The 22,812-nt window shown below is 75.6% G+C and carries 20 protein-coding genes; 9 read left to right on the top strand and 11 right to left on the bottom strand.

Annotated features, from left to right (window positions below):
• Positions 1–35: 35 nt before the first annotated feature.
• Positions 36–1,172: an FAD-dependent oxidoreductase gene (locus OG618_RS34350; RefSeq protein ID WP_329491539.1), complete on the bottom strand. Its 1,137-nt coding sequence runs from the start codon at positions 1,170–1,172 to the stop codon at positions 36–38.
• Positions 1,173–1,365: 193 nt separating this feature from the next.
• On the opposite strand from OG618_RS34350, the gene OG618_RS34345 reads away from it, so the two are divergent.
• The gene (locus tag OG618_RS34345; RefSeq protein WP_329492384.1) at positions 1,366–2,058 is read left to right on the top strand and encodes a TetR/AcrR family transcriptional regulator; all 693 of its coding nucleotides are present in this window, start codon (positions 1,366–1,368) and stop codon (positions 2,056–2,058) included.
• Between the two features lie 138 nt (positions 2,059–2,196).
• On the opposite strand, the gene OG618_RS34340 is transcribed toward OG618_RS34345, so the two are convergent.
• The 3 genes from OG618_RS34340 to OG618_RS34330 form a co-directional block, all read right to left on the bottom strand.
• Positions 2,197–3,084, bottom strand: coding sequence for a hypothetical protein (locus tag OG618_RS34340; RefSeq protein ID WP_329491538.1), 888 nt, complete (start codon positions 3,082–3,084; stop codon positions 2,197–2,199).
• Between the two features lie 96 nt (positions 3,085–3,180).
• Positions 3,181–3,750, bottom strand: a complete 570-nt coding sequence (locus OG618_RS34335; protein ID WP_329491537.1) for a hypothetical protein — start codon at positions 3,748–3,750, stop codon at positions 3,181–3,183.
• A 114-nt stretch (positions 3,751–3,864) separates the two neighbouring features.
• Positions 3,865–5,256, bottom strand: coding sequence for a histidine-type phosphatase (locus OG618_RS34330; protein WP_329491536.1), 1,392 nt, complete (start codon positions 5,254–5,256; stop codon positions 3,865–3,867).
• A 271-nt stretch (positions 5,257–5,527) separates the two neighbouring features.
• Between OG618_RS34330 and OG618_RS34325 the strand changes: the two genes are divergently transcribed.
• Complete coding sequence (locus OG618_RS34325) at positions 5,528–6,154, top strand: DedA family protein (protein ID WP_329491535.1); 627 nt, start codon at positions 5,528–5,530, stop codon at positions 6,152–6,154.
• Positions 6,155–6,249: 95 nt separating this feature from the next.
• Here OG618_RS34325 and OG618_RS34320 read toward each other — a convergent pair whose 3' ends face one another.
• Positions 6,250–6,972 (bottom strand): ribonuclease H family protein, encoded by a 723-nt coding sequence (locus tag OG618_RS34320; RefSeq protein WP_329491534.1) that lies wholly within the window; start codon positions 6,970–6,972, stop codon positions 6,250–6,252.
• Between the two features lie 425 nt (positions 6,973–7,397).
• On the opposite strand from OG618_RS34320, the gene OG618_RS34315 reads away from it, so the two are divergent.
• Positions 7,398–9,128 carry an amidohydrolase gene (locus OG618_RS34315; protein WP_329491533.1) on the top strand — a complete coding sequence of 577 codons (1,731 nt, stop codon included), beginning with the start codon at positions 7,398–7,400 and terminating at the stop codon, positions 9,126–9,128.
• 12 nt (positions 9,129–9,140) lie between these two features.
• Here the strand turns inward: OG618_RS34315 and OG618_RS34310 are convergent, their stop codons facing one another.
• Positions 9,141–9,599, bottom strand: a complete 459-nt coding sequence (locus OG618_RS34310) for a MarR family winged helix-turn-helix transcriptional regulator (RefSeq protein ID WP_329491532.1) — start codon at positions 9,597–9,599, stop codon at positions 9,141–9,143.
• Positions 9,600–10,391: 792 nt separating this feature from the next.
• Here OG618_RS34310 and dhbA point away from each other — a divergent pair.
• The 6 genes from dhbA to OG618_RS34280 all read left to right on the top strand — a co-directional run bounded on the left by dhbA (position 10,392) and on the right by OG618_RS34280 (position 16,029).
• Positions 10,392–11,207 (top strand): 2,3-dihydro-2,3-dihydroxybenzoate dehydrogenase, encoded by an 816-nt coding sequence (gene dhbA / locus OG618_RS34305; RefSeq protein ID WP_329491531.1) that lies wholly within the window; start codon positions 10,392–10,394, stop codon positions 11,205–11,207.
• An 81-nt stretch (positions 11,208–11,288) separates the two neighbouring features.
• Positions 11,289–12,473 carry an isochorismate synthase gene (locus OG618_RS34300; RefSeq protein ID WP_329491530.1) on the top strand — a complete coding sequence of 395 codons (1,185 nt, stop codon included), beginning with the start codon at positions 11,289–11,291 and terminating at the stop codon, positions 12,471–12,473.
• Positions 12,470–14,062, top strand: coding sequence for a (2,3-dihydroxybenzoyl)adenylate synthase (locus tag OG618_RS34295; RefSeq protein WP_329491529.1), 1,593 nt, complete (start codon positions 12,470–12,472; stop codon positions 14,060–14,062). Before OG618_RS34300 ends, OG618_RS34295 begins: the two co-directional genes overlap by 4 nt.
• A gap of 34 nt (positions 14,063–14,096) precedes the next feature.
• Positions 14,097–14,729 (top strand): isochorismatase family protein, encoded by a 633-nt coding sequence (locus OG618_RS34290; protein ID WP_329491528.1) that lies wholly within the window; start codon positions 14,097–14,099, stop codon positions 14,727–14,729.
• Positions 14,726–15,544: an ABC transporter ATP-binding protein gene (locus OG618_RS34285; RefSeq protein ID WP_329491527.1), complete on the top strand. Its 819-nt coding sequence runs from the start codon at positions 14,726–14,728 to the stop codon at positions 15,542–15,544. Before OG618_RS34290 ends, OG618_RS34285 begins: the two co-directional genes overlap by 4 nt.
• Complete coding sequence (locus OG618_RS34280; RefSeq protein WP_329491526.1) at positions 15,541–16,029, top strand: GNAT family N-acetyltransferase; 489 nt, start codon at positions 15,541–15,543, stop codon at positions 16,027–16,029. Before OG618_RS34285 ends, OG618_RS34280 begins: the two co-directional genes overlap by 4 nt.
• Before the next feature lie 66 nt (positions 16,030–16,095).
• Here the strand turns inward: OG618_RS34280 and OG618_RS34275 are convergent, their stop codons facing one another.
• From OG618_RS34275 to OG618_RS34255, 5 genes are all read right to left on the bottom strand, one after another.
• Positions 16,096–17,208 (bottom strand): FecCD family ABC transporter permease, encoded by a 1,113-nt coding sequence (locus tag OG618_RS34275; protein ID WP_329491525.1) that lies wholly within the window; start codon positions 17,206–17,208, stop codon positions 16,096–16,098.
• Positions 17,205–18,278, bottom strand: a complete 1,074-nt coding sequence (locus OG618_RS34270; protein WP_329491524.1) for a FecCD family ABC transporter permease — start codon at positions 18,276–18,278, stop codon at positions 17,205–17,207. The genes OG618_RS34275 and OG618_RS34270 overlap by 4 nt, the downstream gene beginning before the upstream one ends.
• Entirely contained in the window at positions 18,275–19,102 is an 828-nt protein-coding gene (locus tag OG618_RS34265; protein WP_329491523.1) for a siderophore-interacting protein, read from the bottom strand. Before OG618_RS34265 ends, OG618_RS34270 begins: the two co-directional genes overlap by 4 nt.
• A 118-nt stretch (positions 19,103–19,220) precedes the next feature.
• Positions 19,221–20,951 (bottom strand): ABC transporter ATP-binding protein, encoded by a 1,731-nt coding sequence (locus OG618_RS34260; RefSeq protein ID WP_329491522.1) that lies wholly within the window; start codon positions 20,949–20,951, stop codon positions 19,221–19,223.
• Positions 20,944–22,788, bottom strand: a complete 1,845-nt coding sequence (locus OG618_RS34255; protein WP_329491521.1) for an ABC transporter ATP-binding protein — start codon at positions 22,786–22,788, stop codon at positions 20,944–20,946. The genes OG618_RS34260 and OG618_RS34255 overlap by 8 nt, the downstream gene beginning before the upstream one ends.
• Positions 22,789–22,812: the final 24 nt, after the last annotated feature.

Genomic DNA, 22,812 nt, shown 5'->3' with positions numbered 1-22,812 from the left:
GGCCGCGAGCGCGAGGAGCCCGGACCGGCGGTCGATCAGCCGGTGGCGGCGAACCGCTCCAGCAGGCCCTCCAGCGCGCGCTCGCCGAACATCTGCGCCAGGCTCGCGGCGGACTCGGCGGCCGAGGCCGCGCCGCGCGGGAACATCGGTTCCTCGTAGGCCCGCAGGGCGGCCTCGACGTCGCCCGGGTGGGCGGCGAGGGCCAGGCCGAGTTCGGCCCCGTCGAGCATCGCGAGGTTGGCACCCTCCCCCGCGAACGGGGACATCAGGTGCGCGGCGTCGCCCAGCAGGGTCACACCGGGGGTCCGCTCCCAGCGGTGGCCGATCGGCAGGGCGTGGATGCGCCGCCCGACCAGCGCGCCGTCGGCCTCCCCCACCAGCGCCCGCAGGCTCTCGTGCCAGCCGTCGAAGTGGGCCAGGACGGCGCCCTTGGCGGCGGCGGTGTCGGCCAGGTCGATGCCGTCCAGCCACTCCTCGGCGACCTTGAGGGCGGTGTAGACGTGCAGACTGCCGTCGCCCTCCCGGTGGGCCAGGAAGCCCCTGCCCTCCCCGAGGGAGAAGAAGAAGCCCCCGCCGATCAGGGCCGCCGCGGCCGGGTGACGGGTGTCCGCCTCGTGCAGGTCGGCCTCGACGAAGGAGACGCCGGTGTAGGCCGGCGTCGCCGCGGAGAGCAGCGGGCGGATCCGGGACCAGGCGCCGTCCGCACCGACCAGCAGGTCGGTGGTGACGGCCGAACCGTCCTGGAAGCGCAGTTCGTGACGGCCGTCGCCGAGCGGGCGGGCGCCGGTCGCCTTCCGCCCCCAGTGGACGGTACCGGGCACGAGCGAGTCGAGCAGCAGGTCGCGCAGCCGGCCGCGGTCCACCTCGGGGCGGTCGCCGCTGCCGTCGTCCTCCTCGCTGTGGCGGACGGCGCCGTCCGGGGCGACGATCCGCATGGCCTGGCCGCCCGGGTGGACGAGGCCGAGGAAGGGCTCGTGCAGGCCGGCCGCGCGGAGCGCACGCTGGCCCGTGTCGCCGTGGATGTCCAGCATGCCGCCCTGCGTGCGGGCCTCCCGGGAGGGCTCCAGGTCGAAGACGGTCGCGGCGATGCCGTGCACCTGGAGGACGCGGGCCAGGGTCAGACCGCCGAGGCCGGCGCCGACGATCGCGAGGGGGTGGTGGGTGGTGGTCATGGCGTGCTCCTCGGGCGGGTACGGGCGTGGGGTCGCGGGTGGGGGCGGTCGGGCCGGCGGCTCGGGACGAGCGGGCGGCGCGCCCTCCTTCCCCAACATAACGAACATGTTCGTCAGGAACAAGGTCTTAACGAACACGTTCGTCGAGGCGCCGAACTTGTTCGTCCCGAACGCGATCATTAGGCTCGGTGGCGTGACGTCACGCTCCCCCGCCCCTCGTAGCCGCCGCGAGCGGCCCGCCAAGCCCGCGCTCACCTACGAGGGCATCGTCGACACGGCCGTCCGGATCATGCGGGCCGAAGGCCTTCCACGCGTCACCATGCGCCGGCTCGCCCAGGAGCTCGACACCGGCCCGGCGTCGCTGTACGTCTACCTGGCCAACACCGCCGAGCTCCACGCGGCGATCCTGGAGGAGCTGCTGGGCGCCGTCGACCTCGGGCCGCTGAGCGCGCCGGGCGACTGGCGCGAGCGGCTCGCCGCCATCCTCGACTCGTACACGCACGTCCTGTTCCAGCACCCCAGCCTGGCGCACTCGGCCCTGCTGGCCCGCCCCTCGGGGTCGAACTACCTCGCGCTCGTCGAGGCCGTCCTCGCCCTGCTGCACGAAGGGGACGTCCCCGACGGCCAGGCCGCCTGGGGCGTCGACGTCCTCCTCCTGGCGGCCACCGCGATCGCCGCCGAGCAGGCCGGCCGCGACCAGGACGCCCGCGCCGAGGCGGAGCAGGGCGCGCTGGCCGACGCGCTCCGGGCGACCACCGCGGCCGACCACCCGCGCATCACCGCGCTCGGCGCGGACCTCCTCTCCGGCACGCCCGAGCAGCGGCTGGCCTGGATCCTGCGCACCGTCATCAACGGCACCCTGGTCACGCCCCGGCCGCAGGCCTGATCCCCGGCCGGGCGGCGTCCACGGCCGAGGGCGTCGGCGGCGGCGGCGCCGGTGCCTGCCCGGGCGAGGCCGCCGCCGTCCGCCGCACCCAGGGCTCAAGGGGGCTGGCGGCGCGTCGGTGGCGGGAGGGCGGACCGGTCAGCGGCGGCCGACGTCGCGGGTGAGTTCCAGCCCCAGCACCCGGTCCAGGGCGGCGAAGGTCTCGAAGCGGGCCCCGTCCGCGAGCCCCGAGGCCGCCCCGACGCGGTGCAGCAGGGCGAGCACCGCAGGGGTGTCCAGGTCCCCGGTGAACGCGGCCGCGGCCTCCCGCCGGATCTCGTCCGGCACGGGCTTCGAGGGCCCCCAGGCCCAGTCGGCGACCTGCCGCCGCCAGTCCCGCAGCGTGCCCGCCGCCTCGGCCAGCTCACGCGGACCCGCCACGACCGGCTCGCCGTACGGGCGGGCGAGCAGGGCCAGCCGCAGCGCGGAGGCGTCGACGGCGCCGGAGCCGAGACCGGCCGCCAGCTCGCCGCCCCGGTCCGGCCGGGCGGGGCCGACCCCGAGCCAGACGCCCGCCGCGCCCGCCCGCTCGGCGTCCGCCGCCAGGACCTGGACGTCCGGCGGGCCGCCCAGCGGACCGTCCGGATCACCGGAGGCGACGACGGCGACCGGCGGGTGGACACCGAGAGCGGCGGCGGCACGCCCGAAGTCGGCGGCGGCGCCCTCCGCCACAGCGAGGACCCGCACCACCTGGAGGCCCTCGATCTCGGCGACCCTCTGCAGGACGTCACCGACCAGCGCGGCCCGCAGGTCCCCCGCCCCGATCCGGCCGCCGGCGCAGCCCAGCCGGACCCCGACCCGCAGCAGCATCCGCCGCCCGGGCGGGATCCCGGTGCTGCGCCCGGTACGGGCGTCGGCCACGGTCAGCGCGGGTTGCCGGGTGCCCGGCCCCTCCCGCGCGACCTCCTCCAGGCGCAGCGCCGGGCCGTCGCCGGACCCCACCGCGTCGCTCACCGCGCCCGTAGGGATGCCCTGTTCGTCCGCCACTCGGCCACACCTCCTCGGCGTGGCCATCCTCCTCCCCCGGCCCCGGCGCCGCCACCGGCCGTACCGGGCGCCGGCGGAGGACCCGCCCGGACGGTGTCAGCCGGCCACGGGCCGGGCCTGCGCGCCGAAGGCCCGCTCGGCGGCGGTCATCACCCAGTGCGGGAACTGCTCCAGCGGGATCGCCGGCGAGGCGGGGAATCCCGGGCGGATCGACGCCTCGGGGAAGAACGCGACCCGGCACCGCCGGCACAGCCACCCGGCCTGCCACACCCGGGCGTGCAGTTGCCGGTGCGCCGCCTCCTCGGGCGACCCGGAGCCGGGCCGGCGGCGGGAGCGCGCGACGAGCTCCACGATCGCGGCGGCCGCCAGCAGGATCAGCGGGAGGATGAACGGACCGGCCAGGTAGCCCGCCCGGTAGGCCGCGTCGTACCCGGAGAGGTCCTCCCGGTCGCGGACCAGCGAGAGGATCCCGACCACGGCGAAGATCGCCGCCAGGGCGGACAGCGCGATCGCGCCGCCGCTCAGCTCCCGGGCCGGCTTCGGCTCGGGCGGTGGGGCGAGCAGCGCGCGAACCGGCTCCTCAAGCGGCTCCGTGGTGTCCGCGAGGGCCCGCGACACCGGGACGGACCGGTCGGACGCCTCGCACTGCGGGCAGGTGGCACTCATCCGGCGGGTCACTCCTGAGGGGCTGTGGGGAATCGGTGAACGCGTAGTACAGCACACGGGGCTGACCCTCCGTGCCACCGGGCCCGCGGCCACCGCCCGCCCGGTGCCCGTCCGCTACGCGGTCCGGCCGAAGCAGCGCTCCAGCTCGTCCAGGTCGTAGAAGTAGCTGCCCTTCGAGACCGGCGCGCAGCCCGGCCGGAAGGCGGTCTGCTGCTCGTTGTAGAGCATCCGGACCAGGTAGTCGTCGCCCTTGCGGAAGAGGTCCCACTGGATGTTCGCGCCCATCGGGGCCACCGTCGCGCCGCGCCAGGCGTTGCTCGCGTAGGTGTACGGGGACGCCTCGGTGACCTGGGTCGTGCTGCCGGGCAGCCGCATCAGCGCGGCGAGCGGGATGATCTCCTCGGCGTGGGTGAAGCGCAGCTCGGCGGCCGGACCGCCGGTGCCCGCCCGGCGGTTCTCGGCCTTGCGGAACAGGTCGTCGAGGAGCACTCCGGCCATCTTGTAGGTGATGTCCTGACCGGCGAAGCCCGGGCCCTTGGTGTAGAACTCCTCGGCGTTGTCGAGGTAGCCGAACCAGGCGGCCTCCTCGGAGCCGATGTAGCGGCCCAGGTGCCAGTCGCCCTCGTCGGTGAGGTCGGCGGTGACGCTGTACAGGTTGAAGACGGCCTGGGCCGCGTCGACCTCGTTCCCGGCGAAGGGGTAGCCGCCGGCCGCGAGGCGGTCGAGGAACGGCCCGGTGAAGATCCGCTCCAGCACCTTCCGGGCCGCCCGGTGGCTGCGCGGCTGGTCCCGGACCGCCGCGAGGGTGGCCGCCAGCCGCGGGTCCTTCTTGACGTAGTCGGTGTAGTCCTTGTTCACGGCGGACTTGTGGAAGTAGAGCAGGTCGGTGTCGGTCCGGGCCGGGTCGACGGCCTTCGCCAGCGCCGGCTCGCCCGCCAGCAGGCCCTTGGTGAACTCGGTGCCCGAGTCGACCGCCCGGGGCTGGCCGGAGCTGACCACGTCGATCCGGTCCGGGCCCGCAGGGTCGTCGGCCCCGGCGGCGATCCGCCGGAAGAGGCCGGGGAGCCGCTGCTCCATCCGCTCGGCCGTGTCCTGGAGCGCCCGCCGGCCCTGCCCGGTCAGCGCCCCGTAGCCCACCTTCGCGTTGGCGTCCAGCAGCGCCCGCACGTCCGGGCCGAAGCCCTTGCCCACCCGGGTCAGCGCACCCTCGTCGGCGGCCTGCTGCCAGAGCTTCACCAGGAGGTCGCCGTCCTCGCTGTCGCTGAGCGCGCGGGCGCCGTGCCGGGAGACGGTCTGGGTGAAGACCGCGGTGTAGCCGTCCGGTGCCTGCTGCAGGCTCCGGACGCTCTGCAGCGGCCGGTAGGGCGCCTTGGTGGTGGCGCCGGCCGGCGTACCGAAGGCCGGGCCCGCCGCCGGGCCGCCGTGCGCCTGGGCGGGGACGGCCACGGCCAGGGACAGCAGCGCGGAAGCGGCCAGCGCCACGGTGGAGGTGAGGGTGCGTCGCATGGGGGGGTCCAGGGGTCGCTCGGGAACGGGAGAGCCGGGCCGATCCCACTCGATCCGCGTGACCTCCGGGCGTCCCGCGCGTGTCGGCCCGGTGCACGGGCGGGCAACTCACCCTCGCCGGCGGCGGCCGGACGGCGGGCCCCGCCGGGCCGCGCACCACGTGCTGTGGCGGGTGGCGCGGGCGCGCGAGTACGGTTCACCACGTGCCCAGTTCTCCCGCAGGACGACACCCGGACCGTCGGACGGCCGCGGCCGGGGCCGGGTGAGCGGCGTGCCGCTGGCCGTCGACCCGACGAGCGGGGACTCCCTGCTCGCCGCCTTCGGCGCGCTGGCCGTGCTGGTGGTGGTGTTCGCCGAGTCGGGACTGCTGGTGGTGGGGTTCTTCCTCCCCGGTGACACCCTGCTGCTGCCCGCCGGGGTGCTCTGCGCCGCCGGCAGCCGCTCCGGGCCCCACCTGTCGCTCTGGCAGGTGATGCTCTGCGCCGCGGTGGGGGCGGTGGCCGGGGCCCAGGTGGGCTTCCTGCTCGGTCGCCACGGCGGCCGGCCGGCGCTGGCCCGCAGCCGCAGCGGACGGCTGAAGTCGGCGGCAGCCCGGGGGGAGGCGCTGCTGCGCCGCTACGGGTACCGGAAGGCGATCGTCCTGGGCCGCTTCGTGCCGCTGGTCCGGACGGTGCTCAGTCCGCTGGCGGGCATGCTGGACGTGCCCACCCGAACCTTCACCGTGTGGCAGATCGTCGGCGGTGTGCTCTGGTCGCAGAGCCTGGTACTGCTGGGGTACTGGCTGGGCGCCGCCGTCCCCGGGATCGAGAGCTACCTGTGGCTGCTGGTGGGCGGCGTCGTGGTGCTCTCGCTGCTACCGCTGCTGCTGAACTCCCGCAAGGGGTCGGACCGGGGCTGACCGCCGGGCCGGCGGTCCACCCGGGCAGGCCGGGCGGACCGGGACGGCTCAGGTGGAGCGGGACGGCTCGGGCAGGCCGGGCGGACCGGGACGGCTCAGGTGGAGCGGGTGCCGGCCTCGGCGGCCTGGGCGCAGTCGGGGTGGCCCCAGCCGTCCGGGTTCTTGGCGATCGGGTCGCCGACGGCGTACGGGCGGCCGCAGCGGCAGGAGCCGGGGAATTTGGCCTTGGTCCGGCCCCCGGCGGACTTGGCGCCCGCCCGGCCGCCGGTCCGCTTGGCGGCCGGGGCCCCGGCCTGCCGGGACCCGGCCGACGGTGCGGCGTCCGCGCGGGGGGCGGGCAGCGGCGCGTCGACGGAGGTGCCGCTCGCCGGCTGCTGGGCCACCGCCGCGTCGCTCGCCGCCCGGTCGGCGACGGCGTTCAGCGGATCGCCGTCGACCTGGTGCGCGGGGACGTAGACGAACTCGACGTCGCGCCCGGCCAGCAGCGCGTCGATCGCCACGATCAGGTCCTTGTTGGCGACCGGTGTCCCGGCGGCGGTCTTCCAGCCCTTCCGGCGCCAGCCGGGCAGCCACTGGGTGACCGCCTTCATCGCGTACTGGGAGTCCATCCGGACCTCCAGCGGCACTCCCGGCCGGACCGCGCCCAGCAGCTCCTTCAGCGCGGTCAGTTCGGCGACGTTGTTGGTCGCGCGGCCGAGCGGTCCGGCCTCCCAGCGCTGCGGCCGACCGTCGGCGTCTGCGATGACCCAGGCCCAGGCGGCCGGACCGGGGTTGCCCTTCGAAGCGCCGTCACAAGCGCCGATGATGCGTTCTGCCATGCGGCGATCATGCCAGTGCGCCGCGGGTCCGCGCACATGCCGGGCGCCCGGCACCCCGGGCGGCCCGGGCGGCCCGGGCAGCGGACGAAGCGGCGGGCGGCTGGTGGGGCGGCCACCGACCGGGCCGCCCGTGGCTCAGGACTCGACGGTGCGGGCCTCCCGTCTACGCCGTTCCCCGGTTCCTGACAAGAGCGCCTCCGGGCGGGCGGGGCGGCACCCGGGCTTCCCCGTGCCGAAGGGCCCGGCAGACCGCGTGGCCGGCCCGGACCGCGAGGTGCGCGATCGGCCGTTCCCCGCCCGGCACGGGGCGATCGTGCCGGAGGCGGGCGGCTCGCCGCAGGGGCGCGGTCCGGTGGAGGGTTGACGAACGATCACGTGGGGTAGTGGCCCGGTCACCATTCGCATCCCACCCAAGGGGCAGCAGCATGGCCGAGCAGGCCGACCTCATCTTCCACGGCGGCGACATCGTGACCGTCGCCGAAGGGCCGGCGCCGGAGGCCGTCGCGGTCAAGGACGGGCTCATCGTCTTCGTCGGCGGCCTCGACGAAGCGGTCGACGGCTGGCGGGGGCCTCGGACGCGGCTGCGCGACCTCGCGGGACGGGCGCTGCTGCCGGGGTTCGTCGACGCGCACGGGCACCTCGGCGGGATCGGGCTGCAGGCGACCATCGCCGACCTGCTGGCCGCGCCCGACGGGGACGTCGCCGACCTCGCCACGCTGAAGGAGAAGCTGCAGGCCTGGGCGGAGGGCCCGGTGGGCCGGGACTCCGACTGGATCATCGGCTTCGGCTACGACGACGCGATGCTCGCCGAGGGCGTCCACCCGACCCGTGACGACCTCGACGAAGTCTCCCTCAGCCGCCCGGTGCTGGCCATCCACCAGTCCTTCCACCTGGGCGCGGTGAACAGCCTGGGCCTGGAGCGGCTGGGGTACGGCGCCGCCACGCCGGACCCGGAGGGCGGGGTCATCCGCCGCCGGGAGCTCGCGGTACCGCCCTCCTACGGCGAGCCCGACGGGGTGCTGGAGGAGAAGGCCTTCAATCCCGCCTCGGAGCTGGCGATGGCGGGCCTGCCCGAGGCCGCGCTGCTGGCCCTGTTCATCGAGGGCGCGGAGTCGGCGGCCCGGTTCGGCTTCACCACCGTGCAGGAGGGCGGTACCAGCCCGGCCAACCTCAAGGCGCTGCGGGACACCGCCGCCGCCGTGCCGTTCAAGATCGACGTGGTCGCCTACGTCAAGGCCGACCTGCTCGCCGACGCCCCGGAGGACGACCCGGTCGGCGCGAGCCGGGAGTACGTCGACGGGGTGCGCGCGGCCGGTGTGAAGCTGGTCCTGGACGGCTCGCCGCAGGGCCGCACCGCCTGGCTCACCGAGCCGTACCTGACCCCGCCGGCCGGACTGCCCGACGACTACCGCGGCTACCCCGCGATCGAGGACGACAGCACCGTCCTGAAGCAGGTCGGCACCGCCTACGCCCGGGGCTGGCAGGTCCTCGCCCACGTCAACGGGGACGCCGCGATCGACCAGTTCCTCAAGGCGGTCGAGGGCGCCACCGAGCTGACCGGCCCCGCCGACCGGCGGACGGTGGCGATTCACGCGCAGACCGCCCGCCGGGACCAGGTCCGGGAGTTCGCCCGGCTGGGCGTCATCCCGTCCTTCTTCTCCATGCACACCTACTACTGGGGCGACTGGTACCGGGGCACCGTCCTCGGGGAGGAGCGGGCCGCGACCATCTCGCCGGCCCGCTGGGCGCTGGACGAGGGCCTCGCCTACACCTCGCACCACGACGCCCCGGTGGCGCTGCCCAACTCGATCGCCATCCTGTCCAGCCAGGTGACCCGGCGCAGCCGGACCGAGGGCGTGGTGGTCGGCCCCGAGCAGTGCGTCGACGCCCTGGACGCCGTGCGCGCGATCACCGTCAACGCGGCCCGCCAGTACTTCGAGGAGGACCGCAAGGGCACCATCGAGGTCGGCAAGCTCGCGGACCTGGTGATCCTCAGCGCCAGCCCGCTGGCCGTCGACCCCGAGGAGATCAAGGACATCACCGTCGTCGAGACCATCAAGGCCGGCCGCACCGTCCACCCCGCGCCCGCCGGGGCGCTTCGCGCCACCGCGCTTCCCGACACGCCCCGGGCACCCGAGTGGGGGTGCAGCTGCTGACGGGCCGGCACCTCACCGGCCGTGCCCGCGGACCGGCCGAGGGTCGGGCCGGGGCGCGGGCCGGTCGGGCCCGGCCTCGGCCTGCCCCAGGTGGCCGTTCAGCCGGTTCAGCATGTCGAACAGCCGGAGGCGCTCCTCGCCGGACAGCGGGGCGAGGACTTCGTCGTCGGCGGCGGCCAGGTCCGCGTTGATCCCGGCCGCCGCCGACCGGCCCGGCGCGGTGAGGTCGACGTGCACCCGCCGGCGGTCGGCCGAGGAGCGGGTGCACGTGACGTACCCGGCGACGACCAGGTCGTCGACCACCTTGATCACGTCACTGGAGCCGATCTCCAGCCGGGCGGCCAGCTCGCCCTTGGAGTGGCTGCCCTCCTCCTCCAGTGCGCAGAGCACCATCACGTGCCAGAGCCGGAGCCCGCGGCGGTCCGCCTGGGTCGCGAGGCGTCGACGGGCGGCCTGGCCGGTGCGGGACATGAGAAAGCTGCTCAGTGTCAGCAGCCCTGGTGCGGAGGGATTCATCCGGTCAGCCAATCTTCACCGGGACACGGGCCCGGGCGGGAGCCGTTGCACATGCGGGGCGGAGCCGCCGCCGGCCGGGAGGTCGGCCACGGCCGGCGGGTCGTGGACCCCGCCGCCGGGGAGCAGCCGGTCGGCGTGCGCGCGTCCGCACGGGGGCGCGGGAAGGGCCTCGGCCACCCCGGCCGGCCCGTGACCCGGGATCGATCGACATAAGGTTAGCCTCGCCTAACTTATGAAGTCACGTCAAGGATCCCTCGGCGATCGGGGGAGTATCGGGGGAATCCGGGACAGCGAGCCCGGGGGGAGAGTCAGGGCCGGGCACCAGCCCGTCGGCCGGCGGCGGGGACTCCCTGATCGCGGCGCCGAGAACGCAGCGCCGCTGGATCCCGGCCGTCTCCCGCGTGATGTCGCCGACGACCTTCGCGCCGGAGAGGTGGTTCCACCGCTCGCTGACGCGGCCTCACCCCACTGCCAACGCCGCGAGCGAAGCAATTCCCTTTCCCAAAGCCTTAACTGAGGCCCCATCACCCGAGCGGGCGCCGAAGGTGATCCGATCCAGGCCGGCGAGCCCCGCACCACGACCTGCGCAGGCCGCGCCCGGCGAGGCACCCCGAGCCGCACCCCGGCACCGCTCGTATTCCGGGGCACACCCACCCTGGTCGCCCCCGGGAAACATGGTTAGGCTAGCCTTACCGAACTGTTGCGCTCAGCCCATTCGACCGACCTGCCCGCTCCCGGAGATCTCTCATGCCGACTTCCCCCGTGGACGTCCCCGCTCCGCCCGCCACCGACACGGGAGTCCGGGCCTCGGCCGGCCCCGACCGCACCGCGGGGTTCGACGGGCGCGTCGCGCTCGTCACCGGCGCGGCCCAGGGCATCGGCGCCGCGGTCGCCCGCCTGCTCACCGAGCGCGGCGCCCACGTCGTGGCCACCGACCGGCGGGCCGACGGCCCCGGGCTCGGCCTGCTGGACGTCACCGACGCCGCCGCCGTCGACGCCGAGGTCGAGCGCGTGGAGCGCACGGTCGGCCCGATCGACATCCTGGTCAACGTCGCCGGGATCCTGCGCCCGGCCCTCGCCGTGGAGACCACCGACGAGGACTGGGCGGCCACCTTCGCCGTCAACACCACGGGGGTGTTCCACACCTGCCGGGCGGTCGGACGCCGGATGGCCGGGCGCGGCGCCGGCAGCATCGTCACCGTCGGCTCCAACGCCGCCGGGGTGCCGCGCACCACGATGGCCGCCTACGCCGCCTCCAAGGCCGCCACCGCGATGTTCGTCCGCTGCCTCGGCCTGGAGCTCGCCCGGTCGGGCGTCCGCTGCAACCTGGTCTCCCCCGGCTCGACCGACACCGAGATGCAGCGCTCCCTGTGGCGCGACGACGCCGCCGAACAGCGCGTCGTCGACGGCGACCCGGCCAGCTACCGGGTCGGGATACCCCTCGGCCGGATCGCCGACCCAGAGGACATCGCCGAGGCCGTGGTGTTCCTGGCCGGCGACCGGGCCCGGCACATCACCATGCAGGACCTCTACGTCGACGGCGGCGCCACCCTGCGCGCCTGAGCCGTCCTCCTCCCCGCACTCGATCCACCGGTCGGACGATCCACCGGGCAGAGCCGATCCCGCCTTTCCGAACGGAGCAGCATGACCACAGTGAACGAGACCGGCGGCACCACCGCGGACCACCGCGTCGGCGGTGCCCTGCTGGCCGCCTACCGCCCGGGGCCCGACCGGGCGTTCTTCGCCGGTCCGAGAGGGACGCTGCTCGCCACGGGCAGCCGGGCGGCCGTCACCGATCCCGCCGAGGCCACCCGCCTGCTGCGGGAGGCGCGCACCCCGGAGCGGCCCGACCCGCTCGTGGTCGGCGCCGTCCCCTTCGCCCCCGGCCGCCCGGCCGCGCTCTTCATACCCGGCCGGACCCAGTGGGCCCAGCCGGTCCACGACGACCCGCTGCTGCGGCTCGCGCCCGAGGACCGCACCGGCCCGGTCTGGACCAGCCGTGCCGTCCCGGCCCCCGAGGGCTACCGGGACGCCGTCGCCGACGCCGTCCGGATCCTCGCCGCAGACGGCGAACTCAGCAAGGTCGTCCTCGCCCGGACCCTGGAGCTGTCCACCCCCGGCGGCGCCGACCTCCCGGCCATGCTCCGCCGGCTGATCCACCGTGACCCGCACGGCTACACCTTCGCCGTCCCCGGCCAGGGCAGCGCGACCCTGGTCGGTGCCAGCCCCGAGCTGCTGGTCTCCCGGCGCGGCACCGCCGTCACCTCCAACCCGCTGGCCGGCTCGGCCGCGCGCAGCGACGACCCGGTCGAGGACCGGCGGCGCGCCGCCGCCCTGCTGGAGTCCCCGAAGGACCTCGCGGAGCACGCCTTCGTGGTGGACGCCGTCCGGCGCGCGCTCGAACCCCACTGCTACGACCTGGTCGTGCCCGAGCGGCCGTCGGTGATCCGCACCGCCGCGATGTGGCACCTGTCCACGGTCGTCACCGGCACCCTGCGCGACCCCGCCACCAGCGCGCTCGACCTCGCGCTCGACCTGCACCCCACGCCGGCGGTCTGCGGGACGCCGACCGACCGGGCCCGCGCGCTGATCGGTACGCTGGAGCCCTTCGACCGCGGGTTCTACACCGGGGTGGTCGGCTGGGGGGACGCCGACGGCGACGGCGAATGGGTCGTCACGCTCCGCTGCGCGGAGGCCGACGGGGACGGCCTGCGGCTGTTCGCCGGCGCCGGCGTCGTCTCGGGCTCCGTGCCGGAGCACGAACTCGCGGAGACCAGCGCGAAGTTCCGCACCTTTCTCCACGCCGCCGGACTGGGAGACGACAAGTGACCGACTGGCCCGAGGAGTACGTCCGCCGCTACCGGGCGGCCGGCTACTGGACCGACGAACTGCTCGACGAGATGGTCCGCCGGCACGCCGCCGAGCGGCCGGGGCAGATCGCGGTCGTCGACGGGGAGCGTCGGTGGAGCTACGCCGAACTCGACCGGCGGGCCGACCGGATGGCCACCGGGCTGCTGGCCCGGGGCATCCGCCGGGGCGAGCGGATCGTCCTCCAGCTCCCCAACGTGGCCGAGTTCTACGAGGTGTTCATCGGCGCGCTGCGCGCCGGGGTGGTGCCGGTGATGGCGCTGCCCGCCCACCGGCACGCCGAGATCTCCTACTTCTGCGAGTTCGCCGGGGCCCGCGCGCTGATCGTGGCCGACCGGCACGCCGGCTTCGACTACCGGGAGATGGCCGGCCGGGTCACCGCCGCGGTGCCCGCCCTCGCCGAGGTCTTCGTGGCCGGCGACCCGGGGTCCTACACCTCGCTGGACGACCTGCGCGCCGACGAGCCCGCCCCGGTCCAGGACCCTCCCGCCGCCACCGACCTGGCCTTCCTCCAGCTCTCCGGCGGCAGCACCGGCCTGCCCAAGCTGATCCCCCGCTACCACTTCGACTACCTGTACAGCGTCCGCGAGTCCGCCGCGATCTGCGAGCTGAGCGCGGAGACCGTCTACCTCTGCGCGCTGCCCGCCGCGCACAACTTCCCGCTCAGCTCCCCCGGCAGCCTCGGTGTCTTCCACGCCGGCGGCAGGGTGGTCCTCGCCCCCGAGCCCAGCCCGGCCACCGCGCTGGCGCTGATCGAGAGCGAGCGGGTCACGCTGACCGGCGTCGTCCCGCCGCTCGCCCTCGCCTGGGCCAACGCGGCGCCCGGCGCCGGCCGGGACCTCTCCAGTCTGCGCCTGCTCCAGGTGGGCGGGGCCAAGCTCAGCGAGGAGGCCGCCCGCCGGCTCGGTCCCGCGCTCGGCTGCGCCCTCCAGCAGGTCTTCGGCATGGCCGAGGGCCTGGTGAACTACACCCGGCCCGAGGACCCGCAGGACACCGTGCTGACCACCCAGGGCCGTCCGATCTCCCCCGCCGACGAGGTGCGGGTGGTCGACGACGAGGACCGCGACCTGCCCGACGGCGCCACCGGCCACCTGCTCACCCGCGGCCCGTACACCATCCGCGGCTACTGGAACGCGCCCGAGCACAACGCCACCGCCTTTACCGGGGACGGCTTCTACCGCACCGGCGACCTGGTCCGCCGGACCGCCACCGGCCACCTGGTGGTCGAGGGCCGGGCCAAGGACCAGATCAACCGGGGCGGCGAGAAGGTCGCCGCCGAGGAGGTCGAGAACGTGCTGCTCGCCCACCCGGCCGTCCACGACGTGTCCGTGGTCGCCGTGCCCGACGAGCACCTCGGCGAACGCAGCCGGGCCTACGTGATCCTGCGCCCCGAGGCGCCCCGCCCGCGCGTCGTCGAGCTGAAGGCCTTCGTGCGCGCCCGCGGCCTGGCCGACTACAAGGTGCCCGACCTGGTCGAGTTCGTGACCGAGTTCCCGCAGACCGGCATCGGCAAGGTCAGCAAGAAGGACCTCCGCACCACCACCTCCTGACGCTCCGCCCCGGAAGAGAGCAAGTCCAGACACCATGGCTCTGCCCACCATCGCCCCGTACGATCCCCCGCGGGTCGACCAGCTCCCCGCGCCCAAGGTCCCGTGGCGGGTCGACCCCGCCCGGGCCGTCCTGCTCGTCCACGACCTGCAGAACTACTTCCTGTCCGCGTTCCCCGCCGAGGGCCCGCCGCTGGCCCCGGCCCTCGCCCGGACCGCCCAGGTCCTGGAGTACGCCCGCGGGAACGGCGTGCCCGTCGTCTACTCGCACCAGCGCGGTGGGCAGACCCCCGAGCAGCGCGGCCTCCAACTGGACTTCTGGGGGCCCGGGTTGCCCGCCGACGCGTGGGCGCAGGCCGTCCCGGAGGCGGTCGCCCCGGCCGAGGGCGACACCCTGCTGCTCAAGTGGAAGTACAGCGCCTTCGCCCGCACCGAACTGGCCGACATCCTGGCCCGGTCCGGCCGCGACCAACTGGTGCTGGTCGGCGTCTACGCCCACATCGGCGTGCTGATGACGGCGGCCGACGCCTGGAGCCGCGACATCCAGGCCTTCGTGGTGGCCGACGCCACCGCCGACTTCTCCGCCGAGAAGCACCTGGAGGGCCTGCGCTGGGCCGCCGAGAAGTGCGCCGTCGTGCTGACCACCGACCAGCTCCTGGAGGCCTCGTGACCGCGCCCGAGGAGTCCGGGCGGCTCTACGCCGACCACGTGACGCTGCGCTACGGCGACCGCGCCATCGCGACCGACCTGTCGATCGGCGTGCCGGACGGCTCCTTCACCGTCATCGTCGGCCCCAACGCCTGCGGCAAGTCCACCCTGCTGCGGGCGTTCGCCAGGCTGCTCAAGCCGGCCGCCGGCCGGGTCCTGCTGGACGGCGAGCAGATCAGCGCGCTGCCCTCGAAGGAACTCGCCCGCCGGCTGGGCCTGCTCCCGCAGAGCTCCACCGCGCCCGACGGCATCACCGTGGCCGACCTGGTCTCCCGCGGGCGCTACCCGCACCAGGGGCTGTTCCGGCAGTGGTCCAGGGAGGACGACCGGGTGGTCGCGGAGTCGATGGCCGCCACCAACGTCGACACCCTCGCCGCCCGCTTCGTCGACGAGCTCTCCGGCGGCCAGCGCCAGCGGGTCTGGCTGGCGATGGCCATCGCCCAGCAGACCCCGCTGCTGCTGCTCGACGAGCCGACCACCTTCCTCGACATCGCCCACCAGGTCGAGGTCCTCGACCTGTGCGCCCGGCTGCACGAGGAGCAGAACCGCACCCTCGTCGCGGTGCTCCACGACCTCAACCAGGCCGCCCGCTACGCCAGTCACCTGATCGCCATGCGGGACGGCGCGGTGGTGGCGCAGGGCCCGCCCGGCGAGATCGTCACCGCCGAACTGGTCGAGAAGGTCTTCGACCTGCCCTGCCAGGTGATCGAGGACCCGCAGACCGGTACCCCGCTGGTGGTCCCGATGGCACCCGGACACCGGTCGAGGACCAGGTGAGCCGCACCGGTACCGGAACCCTGCCGGTACGGCGGGCGACGGCGGCCGACGCGGCGGCGCTCTTCGCGCTCTCCGAGCCGTCCATGGTCTCGGGTGAGCTGCGCCGCCGCCGGCCGGCCGACTACCGCTCGCCGGAGGACCGCTTCCTCCTGGTCGACGGCCCGTCCGGACCGGACGGCTGCGTGGCACTGCGACTGCTCGCCCCCGAGCTCCCGGCCCACCCCGCCCCGGGGCTGGTGCACAACTTCTGCGTCCGCGAGGGCCTGCGCGGCGCGGGCCTCGGCTCGCAGCTCCTGGACGCCCTGCTGGACGAGGCCGGGCGGCACGGGGTGCGCACCCTCGTCACCGCCAGCACCGGCGGCGGAGCGCTCTTCCGCCGTTACGGCTTCGAGGAGATCCCGGCCGTGCTCGCGCCGCGGGCCTGGGCCGACCGGCTGGACCCGGCCCGCCGCTCCCTGGTCTTCCTCAGGACGCTGGAGGGCTGAGACCGCCGCCGTACAGCCGAAGTCCCCGGGCCCGTGATCGGACCCGGGGACTTCGGCTGTACGGGGTCAGCCGCGCGAGGCCCGCCACTGACCGGCGATCAGCCAGACCAGGTAGCAGCCGCCCACCACGCCGGTGAACACACCGACCGGCAGCTGGGTGGGGGCGAGCAGGCGCTGCGCCGCCAGGTCGCTGACGGCCAGCAGCACCGCGCCCAGCAGCGCGGAGCCCACCAGGTTGGGGCCGGTGGCCCGGGTCAGCCGGCGGACGGCCTGCGGGGCGATCAGCGCCACGAACGGGATTGGGCCGGCCGCGGCGGTGGCGGCGGCCGTCAGCGCGACGCCGATCAGCACCAGCCAGATCCGCACCCGCTCGGTGCGCACCCCGAGCGAGGAGGCCGCGTCGTCGCCCATCTCCAGCATCCGCAGCGGGCGGCCGAGCAGCACCGCCGCCGGCAGCAGGGCGGCCAGCGCGAGCGCCATCAGCCCGCAGTGCTCCCAGCCCCGGGCGTTGAGGCTGCCGGTCAGCCAGACCGCCGCGCTCTGCGCGTCGCTGAACGAGGCCCGGGCGATCAGGTAGGCGTTGAGCGAGGAGAGCAGCGAGCTGACCCCGATGCCGACCAGCACCAGCCGGTAGCCCTGGGTGCCGCCGCGCCGGGCCAGCAGGTAGACCAGGAACGCGGTGACCAGCCCGCCCACCACGGCGCCGAAGGCGACGGTGGCGGCGCTGCCGCCGATCACCAGGATGACCGCCAGCGCCCCGGTGGCCGAGCCGACCGTGAAGCCGATGACGTCCGGGCTGCCCAGCGGGTTGCGGGCGAGCGTCTGGAAGAGCGCGCCGGCCAGGCCGAGCGCGGCGCCCACCAGCAGGGCGGTCAGCAGCCGCGGCAGCCGCACCTCCATGACGATGTAGCGGTCCGCGCGGACGCCGCCGCCGGTGAGCACGTCGATCACGTCGGAGACCGGCAGCGGGTAGTCACCGGCCGTCAGCAGCCAGGCGCAGACGCCGAGCAGCGCGAGCACCAGCAGCCCGCCGACCACCGTCGCCCGCCGGTGCCAGCGCAGCGAGCGCCCGCCGGGCAGCCGCAGCGCGCGCAGCGGGACGGGGGGCCGGGCGGCGGGCCCGTCCGGCCCGGTCACGACGGGTGGGGCGGGCCGGGGGACCGTCAGGGGGCTGTTCACAATCGGGCGATCCTTCGGCCGCGGACGAGGGCGATGAAGAGCGGCGCGCCGATGAAGGCGGTGACCACGCCGGCCTGGAGCTCCGCCGGGTGCAGGAGCACCCGGCCGAGGATGTCCGCGCCGACCAGCAGCACCGGGGCCAGGACCGCCGAGAGCAGCATGATCCAGCGCTGGTCCGGGCCGCAGACGTGGCGGGCGAGGTGCGGAACGGCCAGGCCGACGAAGGCGATCGGGCCGACCGCCGCGGTGGCGGCGCCGCACAGCAGCGTGACGGCGACCAGGCTGAACGCCCGGGTGCGGGCCGGGTGGGCGCCCAGCGCGTGCCCGGCGTCGTCGCCGAGGGCGAGGGCGTTCAGCGGACGGCCGAGCAGCAGGGCGAGCGCTGCGCCGGCCGCCAGGAACGGCAGCACCTGGCCGAGCACCGCGGAGTCGACGCCGGCCAGCGTGCCGACCTGCCAGAACCGGAACCGGTTGAGGGTCAGCGGGTCGAGCAGGATCAGGCCGTTGACGAAGGCGGTCAGCACGGCGGTGACGGCGGTTCCGGCCAGCGCGAGGCGCGCGGGGGTCGCCGAGGCCCGGCCGCCGCCGCCGAGGATCTGCACCACCAGGGCCGCGACGGCGGCGCCCGCCAGGGCGAACCAGACGTAGGAGTGGAAGCTCCGCAGGTCGAACAGGGCCGTCCCGGCCGCGACGGCCGCGGCGGCGCCGCCGTTGACGCCGAGCAGGCCGGGGTCGGCCAGCGGGTTGCGGGTGAGCGCCTGCATCATCGCGCCGGCGACCCCGAGGGCGGCGCCGACGGCGATGCCGAGCAGCGTGCGCGGGATCCGCGCGTGGTGCACCACGATCCAGTCCTCGGACGTGGGCTCGTGGTGGAACAGGACGTGCAGGACCTGGCCGGGCGGGATGTAACGGGCGCCGATCGCGATGCCCGCGAGGGCGAGCAGGGCCAGCAGCACCAGTGCTCCGAGGAGCCAGGCCAGCCGCCGGCCGGTGCCGATCCGCCCGGGCGGGGTGGTCTTCGCCCCGGCCGCGGCGGGAGCCGCGGCGCGCGGCGCAGTGGCGGTCGTCATGCGTGCTCGTGCTCGCCCTCGTGGTGGTCGTGGTTGGCGACGCCACGCTTCCAGTAGCCGTCCACGTCGACCTGGTGGCGGTCCAGGCCGCGCTCCGCCCGCAGGTGACGGCGGATCGGCTTGAGGGCGTTGGCCTCACCCGCGACCCAGGCGAAGCCCAGGCCGGGCGGCAGCTGGGCCGCGCGGACGGCCCGCTCCAGCAGGTCGGTGCTGCCGGCCGGGGCGTCGCCGCGGTGCAGCCAGGTGACGGTCGCGTCGGCGGCGGTCTCGAAGACCTGCTCGTGCTCGGGCCCGGGCACCTCGGCGAAGGCGATCACCTTGACGCCGGCGGGGAGCATCTCCAGCCAGCGGCCGAGCGCCGGGATGGCGGTCTCCTCGGCCGCGAGCAGGTACCAGTCGTGGACGAAGGGGATCTCCTCCGACCCGCGCGGGCCCAGGACGCCCAGCCGCATGCCGGGTTCGGCGGCCTCGGCCCAGCTGGAGCCGACGCCGCTGCCGTGCAGCACCATGTCGATGTCGAGCTCCTGCTCGGCCCGCCGGTAGTGGCGCACGGTGTAGTCGCGGGTGATCGGCTCGACCGGGGCGTCCATCCAGGTGTCGTTCTCGACCACCGGCGCGACCGGCAGGGCGGCCCCGTCCTCGGCGAAGCAGAGCTTCACGTGGTCGGTCGGGGCCTGCTCGCAGAAACCTTCGAGGTCGGGACCGCCGAAGGTGACCCGCACCGTGCCGGGCGTGACCCGGGTGACCCGCCGGACTTCCAGCAGGCGGTACTTCAGCGGGTGGCGAACGATCCGCATGCGCGGCGGCGCGGTTTCGGTGGTCATCGGTCAGCCCAATCCGGTGGGAGGTGTGCGCAGGCCGGGAGGCGCGGGAGCCGCCCCCCGGTGAACGGGGAGCGGCACCAGCACCCACTTCCGATTAGGTTAGCCTAACCTCGTATTGTCAGACCAGTCGCGTCGCCCCGATCGACCGCCCACCTGCCGGTTCGTCACCGACCAGGTGGCCGCCGTCCAGCCGGACGACGCGGGGCAGCCGCGCGATGGTGGCCGGCCGGTGCGCGATCACGATCAGCGTGCAGTCCGCCCGCAGCTCGTCCAGGGCGTGCTCCAGCCGGGCCGCGGTGGCCGGGTCGATGTCGGCCGTCGCCTCGTCGAGGACCAGGACGGCCGGGTCGGCCAGCACCGCGCGGACCAGGCCGAGGATCTGCCGCTCCCCCGCCGACAGGTTGCCGCCGCGCAGCCCGACCTCCGCGTCCAGACCGCCCGGCAGTTCGGCGAGCCAGGCCCGCAGGCCCAGCTGGTCGACCGTCCGCTCGATGGCCGCGCGGTCCGGTGCTCCCTGGACCAGGGCCAGGTTCTCGGCCACCGTGCCGGTGACCATCCGCACCTCCTGCGGCACCAGCACGATCCGGCGGCGCAGCTCCGCCTCGGGCACGGCCGCGAGGTCGGTGCCGGCGAAGCTGACGGTGCCGGAGTCCGGGTGGTAGAGGCCGCAGAGCAGCTTGGACAGCGTGGTCTTCCCGGAGCCGGTCTCGCCGACGACCCCGGTGCGGCTCCCCTCGGGGAAGTCCAGGCTGATCCCGTGCAGGGTGCGGCCGTCCGCCCGGTAGGCGTACTCGACGCCCTCACAGCGCAGGTCGCCCCGGGCCGGCAGGGCGGTGGCGGCCGTCTTCGGGCGGTCCGCGGGGGCGGTCGCCGCCAGCAGGTCCAGCAGCCGGGCCAGGCCGGTGCGCGCCGTCTGCACCTCGCCGACCAGCTGCGAGAGGTCGGCGAAGGAGTCGAAGAGGTTGCGGCTGGCGAGCACGAAGACGACCACGGCGTCGATGGTCAGGGTGCCCCGCACGACCAGCCAGCCGCCGACCAGCAGCAGCACCACGAGGGCCAGACCCTCGATCAGGCTCACCAGGTCGATCCGGTTCTCCACCCGCAGCGCCCGGCGGGCGGCGTGCACCGCCCGGGTGTTCTCGCCGTCGAAGCGGCGCGTCCACCCGGCCAGGCCGCGCGAGGTCTGGAGGGCCTCACGGGCGGTCAGGGTCTCGGAGAAGGTGGCCGCGACGGTGGCCTCCGCGCCGGCCTTGGCGCCGAAGGCCGCGCCGGCGTCGCGCTGGAACCAGCGGGTGACCAGCAGGGTCAGCGGGACGAAGACGACCAGCTGGACGAGGAGCAGCACCCAGGAGTACCAGGCCAGCATCACCAGGGTGAAGACCAGGGTCGCCACCGAGGCGACCAGGCTGCGCAGGTGCAGCCGGACGAACGCGGCCAGCGCGGCGACCTCACCGGTCGAGCGCCGCAGCAGCTCGCCGCTGCGGTGGGTCTCCAGGAAGCGCAGCGGCGCGGTCGCCAGGTTCTCCACGCACTGCTCGCGCAGGGTGCGGACGACCTGCTCGCCGCCCTGGATCAGCAGCAGTTCGCCGACCCGGGCCAGCACCAGCTGGCCGACCGCGAACACGGCGAGCAGCAGGACGGCCAGGCCGAGGCCGCCGCGGTCCTCGTGGTCGAGCGCGTAGGCGGCCACGCCGACCAGCGGGGCGACGGCGACCAGCGCGGCGGAGTCGGCGAGGCCGACCAGCAGCGCGACGACGAGCCGGGCCCGGTGCGGGCGCAGGTACGGCGCCGCCCGGCGCAGCACCCCCCGGTGGTCCGCCTCGTCCTGGAGCAGGGGCTGCTCAGCCATGGGCCGCCTCCGCGGTGGTCGCAGTCATGGCGCTCTCGGGCCTTCCGGTCGGGTCGGCTCCGGGGGTGCCGGGGGTCGTCGTGGCGGTGTCGTCGGACGCCTGGGAGCGCAGCCGGACCACCCGGTCGGCGGCCTCCAGGACGGCGCCGCGGTGCGAGGCGAAGACGACCGTGCGGCCGGCGGACCAGCCGCGCAGCCGTTCCAGCACGAGCTTCTCGGTCGTGGTGTCCAGCGCGGAGGTCGAGTCGTCCAGCAGCAGCACCCGGGGGTCGCCGAGCAGGGCGCGGGCGATGGCCAGCCGCTGGACCTGGCCGCCGGAGAGGGCGGTTCCGCCCTCGCCCAGCTCGGTCAGGTAGCCGTCGGGCATCGCGGTGAGCTGGTCGTGGATGCCGGCGGTCCGGCAGGCCTCGTGCAGCGCCGCGTCGTCGAACTCGCGGCCGAGCCGGAGGTTGTCGGCGACGGTGCCGGAGAGCAGGACCGGCCGCTGGGACACGTAGGCGATCCGCGAGCGGACCTCGTCCAGCCGGACGTCGCGCAGGTCGACGCCGCCGTAGGAGACGGTTCCGGCGTCCGGGTCGTCGAGGCGGACGGCGAGGCGCAGCAGGGTGCTCTTGCCGGAGCCGGTGGCGCCTTCCAGGGCGACGAACTCGCCGTCCCCGACCGCCAGGTCGACCGGGCCGAGCACGGTCCGGCCGTCCCGGACGGCGGTGGCGCCGGCCAGCACCAGGGTGCCGGAGGCGGGCAGGTCCACCGCCCGGTCGGAGGCGGGTTCGGCGACCACCGGGCGGATGCACAGGGCCTCGTCGATCCGGGCGGCCGCGACGTCGGCCTGACCGCGCTCCAGCAGACGGTCCACCAGGACCCGGGTGGCGAGGGTGATGATCGCCATCCAGGAGGTGTAGGCGACCAGGTCGCCGATGGAGAGCCGCTCGTCGAGGACGGCCAGGCCGCCGATGCCGACGCCGGCCGCGACGGCGAGCCGGGGGACGAACGGCGCCACGGCCGCCCAGCCGGCCTCCACCCGGGCGGCGACGACGGTCCGATCGGTGACGTCGGCGCTGGCGGTGTGGTGGCGGTCGACCAGGGGCCGGTGGCCGCCGGTGCCGCGCAGGCCGGTGCCCACCTGGAGCAGGTCGGCGACGGCGTCGGCGCGTTCGCTGTGGGCCCGGGAGAGCTCACCGCTGGCGGCGGCGAACCGCTTGGGGAAGTGGAGGTTGACCCAGACCAGGAACGGCAGGGTCGCCAGGGTGACCAGCAGCAGGGTCAGGTCGAGGGCGGCGAGGGCGGGCAGCAGGACCACGAAGGTGGTGGCCAGCACCACCCAGACGGCCAGGCCGTGCACCCACTCGCGGACCAGGTCGGTGTCGCGGGTCGCGCGCATGGCGAGGTCGCCGTGCCCGCGCGAGGCGAGCGCGGCCCGGTCCAGGCCGGAGAGGTGGCGCAGCAGTCGGCCCCTCAGGTCGGCGCCCACCTTGGCATCGGCGTAGCCGGCCCAGTACTGCCAGCCGTAGAGGCCGACGAACTGGACCGCGGCGGCGCCGGCGGCGGCGCCGGACCAGAGCAGCAGGGCCCCGCCGTCGCCGGGCTTGATGCCCTCGTCCAGGGCCTGGCTGACGCACCACGGCACGGCCAGGAGGGCGATCTGGCGGATCGCCGCCGCCACCATCGCCGCGGCCACCGTGGCCCGGTGGGGCCGCAGGGAGCTTCGCAGCAGGGCGCGGGCCCGACGGCGGCGCTCCGGGGAGAGTGCTCCGGGCGCCAGGTCCTCGTCCGCGAGTTCCTCGGCCGTCAGGCCGTCCTGGGGCCCCGCGGCGGGTTCCGTCTGTCGGTTGCTCACATCGCTCACTCGATCGCTCGCCCG

This window comes from Kitasatospora sp. NBC_01246 (assembly GCF_036226505.1).
GTDB lineage: Bacteria > Actinomycetota > Actinomycetes > Streptomycetales > Streptomycetaceae > Kitasatospora.
This window is presented reverse-complemented; position numbering and strand designations above follow the sequence as displayed.